This window comes from Nocardioides sp. BE266 (assembly GCF_031457855.1).
In the GTDB taxonomy this organism is placed as follows: domain Bacteria; phylum Actinomycetota; class Actinomycetes; order Propionibacteriales; family Nocardioidaceae; genus Nocardioides.
This window is the reverse complement of record NZ_JAURTI010000003.1, coordinates 654,122-667,488: the sequence shown is the minus strand read 5'-3', so window position 1 is coordinate 667,488 and position 13,367 is coordinate 654,122. Positions and strand designations below refer to the sequence as shown.

Here is a 13,367-nt window from a genome sequence, read left to right as displayed (position 1 = left end):
CGGTATCGTTCGGCCCGCCGTCCCCGGACGGCACTGCGGATGTAGCTCAGTTGGTAGAGCGCGACCTTCCCAAGGTCGATGTCGCGAGTTCGAGTCTCGTCATCCGCTCCAAGTGCTAGGTGCGAAACCTAGCGATCGCAGTTGCGAAACTGTTTGCCGAAGCGCGATCTGGAGAAAACGGTGACTTGGCACCGTCCGATACGCGGCTGAGAAGCCTTCTGTCAGCACTCCCCGGAGCATCGGTCGGGGTCGCGTCGCCGGTCCGGCCCATTTCGGGCGCGCCAATGCCTCGTACCGGCAACCGGCACGAGGCAAATGTTTGTTTGAAACTTGACGGGCCTTAGGCGGCCAGCGGCGGAGACCCGCCGGTCTCCCAATCGGGCCGCTTCTTTCGCCAAGGTAGCCAGGAGGGCGGTCCGGTGAACTCGCCCTTGACCGGCTTGGTCTTCGGGTCGCTCGGCAACGGCATACCCGCCTTGTAGAACGACCGGATTTTGCGGACGTTGGTCGCTACGAGTCCGACGATGGCGATAAGGGCGTTGGCGGCAAACCCTCGAACTCGACGATTCTCCTTCATGTCGAGTTGCTCGTGCTTACCGTCCTTGGTGTAGCCGTTGTAGCCCTCGACCATCGAGCGTGCCGGGCGGTACCGGTCGTCCCACTCCTGGGAGCCGTGCTGGAGTTCCTGGACCAACTTTTCGTATGGGCCGACGTCCTCGCGTTCGATTTTTACGGTGCGCTGCGAGCAGAGTGCGCCCTGGTGATTGGGTGCTTCAGGCGCAATGACGTATTCCTTCGAGGCGACGCCGATAGTCAGTGGGCCGTCCGGCCGGACGGGGCAGGCGACTGTCGCTCGGGCGCCGAGGGCAGGGCAGGCGTATCGGTCCTTGTCGTGTCGCTTCGCGAGGTAGAACGAACGCTGACGGATGCGCTTCTGGTACGACTGCCAGTCGTCGTCCTGGTTGAAGGTCTTCTTGGCGTCGATGAGGTACTGCGGCATGTTGGGGCTGTAGAAGTTGCCTTCGACGAGGATGGCGCCGCGGACGGTGGCCGTGACACCTAGTTGGTCCTTCTTGTAGTCGCCGACGAGGCGGTAGCCGAGCGCCTCGATGGGGCGGTTGAAGTCCTCGGCAAGACAGTGGCCGAAGTAGCCGCGGTCGGTGACCATGTCACCGGCTGGGTGGCCTCGTTCGACGATGGACCGGCAGATGGCCGCGGCGTTCTCACCCGAGCGCTTGTTCGGAGTGTCCATCGACGCGCCGACAGCCAACACGGGAAAGCGGCCCGGGGCGTACGGGTCAGGTGTCGCGACGGCGAGGTGCATCGCGTAGGCCCACACCTGGGTGTCGTCATGACGGTTGTACCAGCCCGCGTACCACTCGGGGCTCATGCTGTCGGTCGGCTTGGTCCTCTTCCCGTTGGTCTTGTGCCCGCGTTTGCCCCATACCTCGATGGGCGTCGCGTCCAGAGAGATGTGACCCGTCCAGGCGGTGCGAGTTTCCTCGTCGAGCAACTGCACAGTCGCCTCAAGGAGGCGGTTCATTACCCATCGCAGTCGAGCCATCTTCGTCGCGCTCGCCTGCGGGTCCAGTGCCTGCTGGAGCGCTTCGACGTCACTACGCGGCATGCGCACGCCGCCGGACAGGGTCGGGAACGGGTCGCAGACTGCGGTGAACCTCACCCATGCACGACGGATGCGGTGCTTCACGGCGATGTCGCTGGCGCCCTTGCCCTTGGTCGGGATACCGAGCAAACGCTTGCTCGACGGCGACAGCCGGTGCTGCACCAGGTCAGAGATGGAGGCCAGTTGAGGCGTCTCACCCAGCATCTGGAGCACGTAGGTGCACACCAGGATGAGTCGGTCGCGGTTGTCGTGCCCGTCGTCAGGCTGGGCGCCGCCCAACACCCCAACCCGGCCCTTGTCAGTGTCGTCGGTGCTGCCGTACACCGCGGGCCTCCCACCCGGCCCCTTGCGTTCCAGTGTGTGCCAGTAAGCCAACTTCGGGAGAACAGCACTGCCCTTGACGAGGTCGACGGCTCCCTCGACCAACTGGGGGTCGACGAAGCCGCGGTGGTCGCTGCCGTCGTCGCGGGTCTGGACGTTGAGGCGCTGCCGCGTGACTCGGCGAGCGTTCTCAGACCAGTCGGCCATCAGAACCGGCACCACCTCAGGCGCCTGCTCCCAGCCAAGGAAGTGGCTCATTCGTCGTCCACCGCTCGGAGCGGACGGCCACTGTGCGACGCGCGGCAACCCTCGGCCCGCGCCCGCATCGTCAGGGCCGAGCGAGCCGTCCGCGCCTCCATCGGCGGGACGTGGTCGTAGAACCGACCCAGCGCACCAAGCGTCTCAATCCCAGCCGCGTCCATCAGCGCCTGCACAGGCGTCTCGGCCGACAGGTGGGTGACAATCCACGTGGCGCGCAACCGCTGCACGTTGATGGCGAACGGCTTGTTCGGCGCCTTGTGCAGCATGTCCGAGAGCACCTTCGGTGTACGAACCGCCCGCGTCGGCCGGAACAGAAACATGTCCGGCTTCCACGCCGCTGAAGCGATGTCGGCGATGACGCCTTCCCACTCGGCGAGGACCGGCACCGTCCGAGGCTTGTCACCGGTCACCTCGATGAGGACGCCTTCGTCGTCCACCGTTACGTGTGAGGCGTTCACACGGAGGGCCTCCCCGTTGCGCAGCCCGGCACCGAGACAGAGGGCGAGCAGCAGGTTGAAGTCGACTCGGTTGACTTCGCTCGGCTGGTAGTCCACCCACGCGCGAAGGATGTGGACCTCAGCGTCGCTATACGGCGTCGAGCCGTCTGCTCCGCGGAAGCCGGGCATCCGCGACGTCGGCTGAAGGTGGCCGATGTTCGCGTCGGCCACCCGCAACAACCGCGACCGATAGGTGCCAATGGTGGCGTCGGTCATGGCGGTGGTCGCACTGAGGTGGTTGCCGTAGGCGACGACGATGTCGCGCCGCAGCAGCACCGTCGGGTCGAGCGGCAGACCAGCGATGTGCGTCTGGTGGTCAAAGTAGCGGGCCACCACGACCATCAACTGTCCCGCCTCGTAGGCGGACACGTCTGCGCATCGCATCACCACGTCGCGGGTCATATCCGCGATGGGCGCCCAGCGGGCAGCCGTCATCCCCTTCGGGACGTACTTCTCGCGTACGCGCGTCACGGGGTCCTCGGCGGTGGTCTCAGTCGTGGCTCCGAGGGTCTCGGAGTGTTGGTAGAAACCATCATGCCGCGCGCCACCGACGCTGGGCTCGGCACCGACCTGCGGCGCAAGGCGGAGCCGCGGCCTTACCCTGACCTCATGGTCCGCAAGGAACCGACTCCCAAGCCCGCCGAACTCGTCAATGACTGGCCCCACGGCGACGCCGTGGACCCGCTGGCCGAGGTGGCTCGGCTCGTTGCGCTGCGCGTCACCGAGGCGATGGACGGACGCTCCTTGCGTTCTGTCGGTCAACTGACCAGCGTCGACTTCACCGCGCTCAGCGACCTGCTCAACGGGCGCTCCTGGCCCAGCGCACTCACCATCGCCCGTCTCGAAAGAGGTCTTGACGCCGACCTGTGGCCCGTCGGCGCGGCCCGCGCGGACAGCACGGCCCGCACCACGGAGTAGCGCACGAGTCTGGGCTTGAATGGTCACGGCTGGCTCTGTGCCAAAGGCCCGCAGCCCAGCGGCGGTATATCGGTCCTCAACTCCGAATGTCGTGCACTTCTGCACGTACTTCGTTCACATCATCACTGACTACGGTGCCCCGCCCCGGAACATCGCTACCTTCGACCCGTGCCCGGCCAGCCTCGACCTCGTGACCTGATCCAAGGCTCGCCCGAACAGTTCGGGTTCCAGCCCAATGCCCGGTGGAAGCAGCCAACGACCTTGGACGAGTTGGTACGACTGCGGCACGCCGAGATGCAGCACGAGTTCGCCTTCCGGGTCCGCATGCACCTGCGAGAACGAGGGCTCAGCCAAGCACGCTTCATCGGAGTCGCCAAGGATGAGCCCGACGGGGCCAACTGGTTCCCGAAGGACCACTTCGGCCGCGGGATCAACGGCACCGCTCGGTTCACCCTGGACCAGTTGCTGAGGATCGAGCAGCACACCGGCCCCATCCTCACTCGCCTGAAGTTCCCCAGGACGGTGCTCACGAACCCAGGGCTCATTCAAGCGGTGCCACACGCGGACGGCGTTGACCACGACGTCTATCGCCACGTGCACGGGCGGCCCCACCCGCACGCAGAGTCCGCTCGTAGCCAGGACGAGCCGCCACTCAACAGGCCCCGGGCGTAGGCGCAAGTGGGTCGGGTCAGGAGCAAAGCCGCTGCATGCCAGGCCTGGTCGTGCTCGCTATCAACGTCTGTAATGAGTACACACGGGCGCCCTGATCAGTCGCGATCCGTCGGCCACATCGCGCGCTACAGGGGTAGATTCGGCTTCTCTGCTGGTGGCGTCGCCGCCGTAGGCTCTACAGCCACTCCAACATCGCAAACGGAGGCGCAGGATGGCGTACCTCGCCGCTGCTGGGTTCATCCTCGTGGTGGTCGCGACCGTGTGGATGTCCTCCCGTCAGGGAGGGTCGGTCAATGGTTGCTGCGCACCAGCAGACCCCCGCAAAGACCTGCGGATGCGGGCCGCATACACAGACGATGAGACGCCGCCGTCCTAGCCGACGCGCCAATGGCGGCGACGTGGCCCAGGCGCTGACCGGCACCATCCGTCACCCGCGCGCCTAGCGGCTCATCAGCCGCAGCCCATCGCTCTGTTGCGACGCCCCGTTGGATAACAGCGCAGGCAGGAACGCCGTCTCGCATCCGGGTCTCCCGGCTGCGGACCGGCGTGTTGGACCTGCTCCTGGCTGGCTCCTGCCGTGGTCAGGCGGGCCGCGTAGCGGCGACGCTGTCCTCAGCGGAAGCAGTGTTGCCACTGCAGCAGCCGCCGCCACCGCAGCAGCCGCCGACGGTGTCAGAGGCGCCTTGTGCGTCGGCGGTGAGCAGCGGGAGGTTGTAAGTGTCGGGTGTCATGAGCGTTTCCTTTGTGTTGGTCGGTCAGGAGCGGACGAGTCGTGCGATGGCGGCTGAGGCTTCGGCGATTTTCGTTTCCGCTTCGCCTCCACCGGCGCGTGCAGCGTCGACCACGCAGTGGTGCATGTGCTGGTCCAGGAGTGAGAGGGCGACGTTCTCGAGGGCACGGGTGGCGGCGCTCACTTGGGTGAGCACGTCAATGCAGTAGGTCTCTTCGTCGACCATGCGTTGCAGACCCCGCACCTGTCCCTCGATGCGCTTGAGCCTGTTGAGCAGTGCTGCCTTGTCGCTGGTGTATCCAGGCGTTGTGGTCATGTCGCGCGCTTTCGGTTCGTGGTGGAGGTTCAGGCGACGGGGGTGGCGTCGTGGTGGCGCTGTTTCGAGGTCACGGCTGTGACGACGATGAGGGCAGCGACGAGCACGAGTCCAGCGGCCCACAGGTAGGCGCTGGCGTACCCGTCGGTGAGCGCGGTCGTGGTGGTCTGGTTGCCGGTGGTGACAGCCGCGATGGTCGACAGGACCGCGATGCCGAGGGCGGCACCAATCTGCTGTGCGGTGTTGAGGATGGCGGACGCGACCCCGGACTGGTTCTCCGGAACGCCTGCGACGGCAGCGAGGGTCATGGGGATGAAGCCCATGCCGAGACCGAAGTAGGCGAGGAACAGGGCGGGGAGGATGTGGGTGGCGTAGTCGGAGTCCACGCTGAGGGTGGAGAACCAGACAAGTCCGGCGGCGGCGATGAGTAGGCCGGGAACGGAGACGGCTCGCACAGGGAACCGTTCGACCAACTTGGTGGAGACCCCCGCGGACAGGACGATGCCGACGGCGGCGGGCAGGGTGGCGAGGCCCGCACGGATGGGACCGTAGTCGAGCACCTGCTGCATGTAGAGACTCAGCAGGAAGTAGGTGCCCATGAGGCCGACACCGACGAACAGCACGGTGGCGTAGGCCCCGGCACGGTTGCGGTCGCGGAGTAGCCCGAGCGGAAGCATGGGGTGCTCGCGGCGGGTCTGCAACCAGGCGAAGAGGCCACCGAGCACGACGGCGGCGAGGAGGGTCAGCAGGGTGGCGGCGTCACCCCACCCGTGTTCGCCGCCTCGGGTGACGCCGTAGGCGAGGGCGAGCATGGCTCCTGCGCCGGTAGCGGCGTCGAGGGTGTGAAGGCGTCCGGTGCTGCGTTGTCCTTCGATGAGGGTGCGGGTGCCTGCGAGGACGGCGAGGCCGATGGGGATGTTGATGAGGAACACCCACCGCCAGTCGAGCAGCCCGGTAAGGACCCCGCCAAGAAGGATGCCGACGGTCATGCCTACAGCGGACATGGCTGCGTAGACACCGAGGGCGTTGTTGCGGGCCTTGCCGGGAGCGAAGTTGGTGGCGATGAGCGCCAGCACATTCGGGGCGATGAGAGCCGCGCCGACGCCCTGGAGTCCGCGTGCGGCGACGAGGAACTCACCGTTAGGAGCGAGCCCACCGACCAGTGACGCAACGATGAACAGGACGAGTCCGACCCGAAGGATGCGGCGTCGCCCGTAGAGGTCTCCCAGTCGGCCTCCGAACAGCAGGAGCGCCCCGAACGCGAGGACGTAAGCGCTGACAATCCACGGCAGCAGCGACGTGGGCACGGACAGGTCGCCTTGGATGCTCGGCAGCGCGATGTTGGCGATGGTGTCGTCGAGGACGAGCATCAACTGAGCGGTCGCCACAACCAGCAGCGCCAGTCCGGCGCGTGGGGTCGCGGCGCTTGTGGCGGCAATGCGGGTACTGGAACCGTGGAGCGAGGAAGTCATCGAGCCGTCCCTAACGACTAGGAATAGATACCCCCTGGGGGTATGTTGATGAAAGGAGAACATACCCCCACCCCGTATTTGTTCCAACCCGAGCGAGGCAGACGCCATGAACCATGAGCACCACGACACCCAACGCGATGCGCGTCCCGCACCGACGGTCAAGGACCCGGTGTGCGGCATGGACGTGAACCCTGCGACGAGCACACTGACAGCGATGCACGACGGGGAGACGTTTCACTTCTGCTCCGCGGGCTGCCAAGCAAAGTTCGAGGCCAACCCCGACCAGTACGCCGGGCATACCGGGCACACGGGCCACGACCACGCGGCGGGCGCGGCCACGGAGGTTCCGGCGGGGGTCGAGGTAGCGGAGTACACGTGCCCCATGCACCCCGAAATCCGCCAGCCCGGACCCGGTTCGTGCCCCATCTGCGGGATGGCGCTGGAACCAGTCCTCGTCACTGCCGACACCGGCCCGAACGCAGAACTCGCCGACATGACTCGGCGGTTCTGGGTTGGTGTCGTGTTGTCCATTCCGGTGCTCATCCTCGGGATGGGTGGGGACCTGTTCCCGGCACTCCACGACCTCATCTCCCGGCGCACCTCAGCGTGGGTCCAACTGGTGTTGGCGACGCCGGTGGTGCTGTGGGCTGGCTGGCCCTTCTTCCAGCGGGGCTGGACATCGGTGCGCACCATGCACCTGAACATGTTCACGCTGATTGCGATGGGCACCGGGGTGGCCTGGCTGTTCAGTGTGGTCGCCACGGTCGCGCCCGGCATCTTCCCCGAAGCGTTCCGCATGGACGGGACCGTCGACGTCTACTTCGAAGCGGCCGCCGTCATCACCACGCTGGTCCTGCTGGGGCAGGTGTTGGAACTACGAGCCCGTGAACAAACCTCGGGTGCCATCAAGGCGCTGCTCGACCTAAGCCCCAAGACGGCCCGACGGGTCCGCGCGGATGGCACGGACGAAGAAGTGGCATTGGACGAGGTGCAACTCGGCGACCGGTTGCGGGTCCGTCCGGGCGAGAAGGTGCCGGTCGACGGCACGGTCGAAGAGGGACGCTCCTCGGTCGACGAGTCCTTGGTGACCGGTGAGTCGATGCCGACCACCAAGGCCCTCGGGGATGCGGTCATCGGCGGCACCATCAACCAGACGGGGGCGCTGGTCATGGTCGCCGAGAAGGTTGGGCGTGACACGATGCTGGCCCGCATCGTGCAGATGGTCGCGGAGGCACAACGCTCCCGTGCACCCATTCAGCGGATGGCGGACCGGGTTGCCGCCGTCTTCGTTCCCATCGTCATCCTCATCGCAGTCGTCGCGTTCATCGTGTGGGCGACCGTTGGCCCCGACCCGCGCTTGGCGCACGCCCTGGTCGTGGCGGTCGCTGTCCTCATCATCGCCTGCCCGTGTGCGCTCGGGCTCGCCACACCGGTCTCCATCATGGTCGGGGTAGGTCGAGGCGCGCAGATGGGTGTCCTCATCAAGAACGCCGAAGCGCTGGAGCGGATGGAGAAGGTCAACACCCTCGTGGTGGACAAGACCGGCACCCTCACCGAGGGACGCCCCTCGGTTACCCACATCGGTCCTGTCACCGGCTTCGAGGCCGACGAACTGCTCCGGTTGGCTTCGGGAGTCGAACGTGCCTCCGAGCACCCGCTGGCCCAGGCCGTCGTCAGCGCCGCCAACGACAAGCAGGTCCAGATTCCAGCGGTCACCGAGTTCGACTCGCCTGTCGGGCGAGGCGTCGTTGGTGTCGTTGAGGGTCGTCGGGTCACGTTGGGCAGTGCCGACTTCATGACAAGCCAGCACCTGGACCCGGCCGCCCTCCTGGCCGAGGCAGACCGGTTGCGGGGCGACGGCGCCACGGTCATCTTCATGGGCGTCGACACCGAGGCGGCGGGCATCTTTGCCATCGCCGACCCGGTCAAGGCCACCACGCCGGAGGCAGTCGAAGCGTTGCATGCGGCGGGTATCGAGGTTGTCATGCTGACCGGCGACAACCGGGTCACCGCCGAGGCGGTCGCCCGCAGACTGGGCATCGACCGGGTCGAAGCCGAAGTCCTTCCCGACCACAAGGCGGACGTGGTGCAACGCCTCCGCGCCGAAGGCAGGGTGGTCGCCATGGCCGGTGACGGAGTCAACGACGCCCCCGCCCTTGCGGCAGCCGATGTTGGCCTCGCGATGGGTACCGGCACCGACGTTGCCATCGAGTCGGCAGGCGTCACCCTCCTCAACGGCGACCTCACCGGCATCGTCCGTGCCCGGCAACTGTCCTCCGCCACGATGTCCAACATCCGTCAGAATCTCGTGTTCGCGTTCATGTACAACGTCGCAGGCATCCCGATCGCCGCGGGAGTCCTCTACCCCATCACCGGGCTCCTGCTTTCGCCGATGATTGCCGCCGCCGCGATGGCCCTGTCCTCGGTCAGCGTCATCACGAATGCGCTCCGCTTGCGTACCCAACACCTCAACTGACTCCGCATCACCTACGAACGTAGGCTGGAAGGGATGAACACCATGGGCCGAACGGCGGACACGTTGAGCAGGGCTCTGCCCGCGCTGCTCACTGCTGTCGTCGCGTCCATCGTGCTCGGCATCGTCGGCATGCACGCCCTCAGCACGCACGGCGTCTCAGGCATGGGTACGGGCTCTCTTGACCACTCGACCATGACCGGCCCGATGACTGTGGCGGATGGGGTAACGCACAGCGGCATGTCTACTGGCCCGGTCATCAGCCCGGCGGCTGGGAAGCACGCTGGCACGTCCAGCACGGCTCCCGAAGGGGATGGCGGTCACAGCCTGGGCAGCATGGTGATGCTCTGTTTCGCCATGCTTGCCGCCACGGCAGGGGCACTCTTGCTCCTGCTGCTCGGACTGCGCTACAAGCCACGGGTCTGGGACGCCCTTCGTGCGCCCACCACCGTCGCCAGGTGGGTCACCGCCCGCCTAGGGACCGGACCACCGTACGTCTGGCAGTTCTCCGTCATTCGTTGCTGACAGGCAGCACGCCGCCACCCCCGCCACGGGGCGGTGCGGCACGCTGCTGCCCTTTTCAGACACGCGTGACTCCAGGAGAACCCCTATGCGTACCAACCGCACTACCCGCGCCATCGGCGCGCTCACCCTTACCGCCGCATTCGCCCTCACTGCTGCCGCCTGCGGCAACGACGACGCAGATACCGCCACCACGTCGGAGGTGTCCACCACTGAGCACAACGACGCCGACGTGGAGTTCGCCTCCAACATGCTTCAGCACCACGCCCAAGCACTCTCGATGGTGGACCTGACGATCGAGCGCCCCCTCGACCCCGAAGTGCAGCAGTTGGCGGAGCAGATCCGCGAAGCACAGGCCCCGGAGATTGAGACGTTCACCGACTGGCTCACCGACTGGGATGAAGAAGTCCCCGAGACCATGCGTGACCACGTCAACTCTGGTCACGACATGGACGACATGGGCGGGTCGATGGACGACGAGAACATGCCGGGAATGATGACCTCGGACGACATGAGCGCCCTTGAAGACGCCTCCGACGCCGAGTTCCAGACCATGTGGCTGGAGATGATGGTCGAGCACCACGAAGGCGCAATCGAGATGGCAAAGACCGAACAAAACGACGGCCAGTACAAGGATGCCGTCGATCTCGCCGGGAACATCGTGGAATCCCAGACCGCCGAAGTCGAGACGATGAAGGACCTACTGTCCTGACCGTCAGGTGATCCGCGGGGGCGGGCGCCGATGCAACTCCCGCCCGCCCCCGGTGGCCTTCCCAGGCTCAACCCAGGCCCGCCACCCGCGCGACGCTCAAAGGCCCCCGCCATCTGCGCGCCCTGAACGACACCGTTCCCGAGGAGAACCGGACCGTGAAGACCTCACCTGCGCTCATCGCGCTCACACTCACCCTCGCGCTCGCCACCGGGTGCGGCGCGGGAACCGAGACCGCCGAGTCCGGTGCGACGCCACCGCCCGGTGCGGGCAGAGCGGGAGAGCCACGGCTGGATGGGGCCTCACGTCCACCGTGGGCCGCGCCCACTGACGTACCTGCGCGGGCGGCAAGTGCCGGACTGGACCTCGGTCCCATGGGAACCGCAGAGCACTATCACCCGCACCTGCGCATCATCATTGATGGTTCTGACGTCCCTGTTGCACCGAACATCGGCGTGGACCCTGCGACCGGCGCTATGTCGGCGCTTCACACCCACGAAGGTGACGGCACTATCCACATCGAAGCCGACACCCAGGGCGAGGTCTTCACCCTCGGGCAACTGTTTCTTCAGTGGGGAGTGAAGTTGACCCCCCACCAGATCGGCGGAGTCCGGGCTAAGCCCGGAGACATGGTCGAAGTCACGAGCAACAGCGGTGTCGTAGCCGGCGATCCCATGGACCTTCCGCTCACCCCCGAGCAAGAGATCGTGCTGACCCTCGACTAAGCGCCTGGTGCACAGTGGCCGCCCGCCGACGGGCTCCTACACCGGAGTTGCTGACGTTCGCGTCGTCCGCTCGCGTTGGGCCTTGCGCCACCCGTACGGCGTCAACCCGGTCGGCTTGTACAGGTTCAACACTTGTATGAAGAGCAGTAAGACAAGGGCTAGGACGGCGTGGAAGAGATCGCCGCCGTACTGGTCGAGGTCCCCTGGGTTCGCGGTCGCCACCGCATCTGCCACCGAGGAGACGTCAGGCATGTGGACGATCAAGATGGCGGTCGCGAGGGTGGTCAACACGAACGAGAACACGACCCAGTAATGCCGAAACAGGCCCCAGCGGCTTCCTAGAGACATCACCAGCCCGGTAGCCCACGAGCCAAGCGCCATCGGAACCAGCACGTACCAACCGACGATTTCCATGGCGGTCCACGCGCCGCGGGTCGTCTCGGTGTCTCCATTCGTTGCCGCTACCCCGAGCCCTATGTAGGCGATGACCGCACCGACCCAGCCGACCGAGCACGTCAGGTGAACCGATAGCGCGAACCGGCGGATCGGCGGCGACATCATCACCGCACGGACACCGAACCAAGCGCAGGTGCCCCCATATGACGCCCCGGTCCGTGGTTTCCCCCTGCCAGCATCGCAACGACTAGCACCACCACGAGAAGGCCGACCACGATGAGGGAGATCAGCACCCATCTCGGGAGACCGGGAGGGCCTTCCCCGCCTAGGTGATGGTCGGTGTTGGGGGCGGGCGGCGGTACCTCATTCATGGCGACAGGTCCTTCCGTGCAGGCGAGCGAATCCAGTTATCGATACACTTTGTCACACATCGGCGAAGTGCGTCATAACAGGTAGGGTTGGCGTGTGCCCAAGTTATGGACCGAGACCATCGAGACTCATCGTCATGAGGTCCGCCACGCCATCATGGACACCACCTGGACCCTTGCGACCCAACACGGACCCATGTCGGTGACCATGTCGCAGGTCGCCTCAGAGGTTGGAATCGGGCGCGCGACCCTCTACAAGTACTTTCCTGACGTGCAGGCCATCCTCGTTGCCCGACATGGCGAGCACGTCCGGCAGCACCTGGATCGCCTTCACGCGTTGCGCGACCGAACAGACGACCCGACCGAGCGCCTTAGTGCCGTCGCTCACGCCTACGCCCACATCTGTCACCACCGTGCCCAGCACGGGACTCTTGAACTTTCTGCCCTGACCCACCAACCCGAGCACGTGGCCGAACCCGAGCAGCAACTTCGGGACCTCTTCGAGGCCCTCATCGGAGACGCGGTCACCGCCGCAAGCGTCCGCACCGACATCAAGCCGCGAGAACTCGCCATCTACTGCGTGCACGCACTCGGCGCAGCCAGCAACCTGCCCAACGCCGCCGCCAGCAACCGGCTCGCGGAACTAGTCCTTGAAGCCCTGCGCCCTCTCCCTGAGTAGCACTTGGTCAAGGGCTCGCGCACCTGGTTGGTCCGTCGCCAGGCTTTCAGCCCTTCGGTATCGCTTGCACCGCCGCGTTCCGCAACTCAGCGGTGGCCTCGGCGGGAAAACTCTGGATCGTTTGTGCGGGGGAAGCACCTTCGAGGTAGGCGTTCGGGGACGACGTCCAAAGGATGAGGTTCTCGTCGCTCCACCCGGCGGGCGCGAGCAGCGCGATTAGTTGCGGCCAAGCAGGAGGGACCTCCTTTGTGCCGTCACCCCAGTCGACGATCTGGAACGTCGGGTATCGCACGCCTCCTCGCCTCTGTACTCCGATGAGCCCATCGCGGATGGTCTTGGGCAGGGCGTCGAGGTCTTCGTCGGTGAGGAAGTCGCCGAAGCGCTCCATCTCTTGCCAGTGTTCCTCGCGCAGGGCGGCTTGCGAGGCCTGCCCCGATCTCGTGGTCACCATGGCTCCCCCTTGGCTGCTCACGATAGTCGGCGAAAGCGACAACAGGACAGGCTCGGCTCTGGTGCGGCCTGTGAGACCGCGCTGCCGAGTTGAAGCGCACAACACAGGCACGGGAATGTCGACCTGCCCGAAAGGTGCCCCGTCGGCCGCTGAGCCTCTTCCACAGATGACGCAACGGATGAAAACTCTCAGGACACCACGCGCTGAGCCGAGCGGGTGGCGTGCGTCGCACT

Annotated in this window: 14 protein-coding genes and 1 tRNA gene; 8 read left to right on the top strand and 7 right to left on the bottom strand. The window is 66.0% G+C overall.

From position 1 onward, the window contains the following. Positions 1–35 precede the first annotated feature (35 nt). Positions 36–111 (top strand) — tRNA-Gly (locus J2X46_RS11820). A 229-nt stretch (positions 112–340) separates the two neighbouring features. Here the strand turns inward: J2X46_RS11820 and J2X46_RS11815 are convergent. Together J2X46_RS11815 and J2X46_RS11810 are read right to left on the bottom strand one after the other, a co-directional pair. After that, the gene (locus J2X46_RS11815; protein WP_310250503.1) at positions 341–2,203 is read right to left on the bottom strand and encodes a hypothetical protein; all 1,863 of its coding nucleotides are present in this window, start codon (positions 2,201–2,203) and stop codon (positions 341–343) included. Next, the gene (locus J2X46_RS11810; protein WP_310250500.1) at positions 2,200–3,174 is read right to left on the bottom strand and encodes a hypothetical protein; all 975 of its coding nucleotides are present in this window, start codon (positions 3,172–3,174) and stop codon (positions 2,200–2,202) included. Before J2X46_RS11810 ends, J2X46_RS11815 begins: the two co-directional genes overlap by 4 nt. Positions 3,175–3,237: 63 nt before the next feature. On the opposite strand from J2X46_RS11810, the gene J2X46_RS11805 reads away from it, so the two are divergent. Continuing rightward, positions 3,238–3,621 carry a hypothetical protein gene (locus J2X46_RS11805; protein WP_310250497.1) on the top strand — a complete coding sequence of 128 codons (384 nt, stop codon included), beginning with the start codon at positions 3,238–3,240 and terminating at the stop codon, positions 3,619–3,621. Positions 3,622–3,789: 168 nt separating this feature from the next. Then, on the top strand, positions 3,790–4,293 hold the full coding sequence (locus J2X46_RS11800; RefSeq protein WP_310250494.1) for a hypothetical protein: 504 nt from the start codon (positions 3,790–3,792) through the stop codon (positions 4,291–4,293). A 581-nt stretch (positions 4,294–4,874) separates the two neighbouring features. Here the strand turns inward: J2X46_RS11800 and J2X46_RS11795 are convergent. The 3 genes from J2X46_RS11795 to J2X46_RS11785 are packed head-to-tail and all read right to left on the bottom strand — an operon-like array spanning position 4,875 to position 6,811. Further along, a complete protein-coding gene (locus J2X46_RS11795) occupies positions 4,875–5,024 on the bottom strand; it encodes a hypothetical protein (RefSeq protein WP_310250492.1) in 150 nt (49 codons plus the stop codon). A 24-nt stretch (positions 5,025–5,048) separates the two neighbouring features. Further along, positions 5,049–5,339, bottom strand: coding sequence for a metal-sensitive transcriptional regulator (locus tag J2X46_RS11790; protein ID WP_310250489.1), 291 nt, complete (start codon positions 5,337–5,339; stop codon positions 5,049–5,051). A 29-nt stretch (positions 5,340–5,368) separates the two neighbouring features. Continuing rightward, the gene (locus J2X46_RS11785) at positions 5,369–6,811 is read right to left on the bottom strand and encodes an MFS transporter (protein ID WP_310250486.1); all 1,443 of its coding nucleotides are present in this window, start codon (positions 6,809–6,811) and stop codon (positions 5,369–5,371) included. Between the two features lie 106 nt (positions 6,812–6,917). On the opposite strand from J2X46_RS11785, the gene J2X46_RS11780 reads away from it, so the two are divergent. The 4 genes from J2X46_RS11780 (at position 6,918) to J2X46_RS11765 (ending at position 11,240) form a co-directional block, all read left to right on the top strand. After that, complete coding sequence (locus tag J2X46_RS11780) at positions 6,918–9,287, top strand: heavy metal translocating P-type ATPase (protein ID WP_310250483.1); 2,370 nt, start codon at positions 6,918–6,920, stop codon at positions 9,285–9,287. A gap of 33 nt (positions 9,288–9,320) precedes the next feature. Further along, positions 9,321–9,809 carry a hypothetical protein gene (locus J2X46_RS11775; RefSeq protein ID WP_310250479.1) on the top strand — a complete coding sequence of 163 codons (489 nt, stop codon included), beginning with the start codon at positions 9,321–9,323 and terminating at the stop codon, positions 9,807–9,809. An 85-nt stretch (positions 9,810–9,894) separates the two neighbouring features. Further along, the gene (locus J2X46_RS11770; protein WP_310250478.1) at positions 9,895–10,518 is read left to right on the top strand and encodes a DUF305 domain-containing protein; all 624 of its coding nucleotides are present in this window, start codon (positions 9,895–9,897) and stop codon (positions 10,516–10,518) included. Between the two features lie 371 nt (positions 10,519–10,889). Further along, on the top strand, positions 10,890–11,240 hold the full coding sequence (locus tag J2X46_RS11765) for a hypothetical protein (RefSeq protein ID WP_310250476.1): 351 nt from the start codon (positions 10,890–10,892) through the stop codon (positions 11,238–11,240). Between the two features lie 36 nt (positions 11,241–11,276). Here J2X46_RS11765 and J2X46_RS11760 read toward each other — a convergent pair whose 3' ends face one another. Continuing rightward, on the bottom strand, positions 11,277–11,798 hold the full coding sequence (locus J2X46_RS11760; RefSeq protein ID WP_310250474.1) for a DUF2269 domain-containing protein: 522 nt from the start codon (positions 11,796–11,798) through the stop codon (positions 11,277–11,279). Positions 11,799–12,101: 303 nt separating this feature from the next. Here J2X46_RS11760 and J2X46_RS11755 point away from each other — a divergent pair, with 303 nt between their 5' ends. Further along, complete coding sequence (locus tag J2X46_RS11755; protein ID WP_310250472.1) at positions 12,102–12,683, top strand: TetR/AcrR family transcriptional regulator; 582 nt, start codon at positions 12,102–12,104, stop codon at positions 12,681–12,683. A gap of 46 nt (positions 12,684–12,729) precedes the next feature. Here the strand turns inward: J2X46_RS11755 and J2X46_RS11750 are convergent, their stop codons facing one another. Further along, positions 12,730–13,134: a hypothetical protein gene (locus J2X46_RS11750; protein WP_310250469.1), complete on the bottom strand. Its 405-nt coding sequence runs from the start codon at positions 13,132–13,134 to the stop codon at positions 12,730–12,732. Positions 13,135–13,367: the final 233 nt, after the last annotated feature.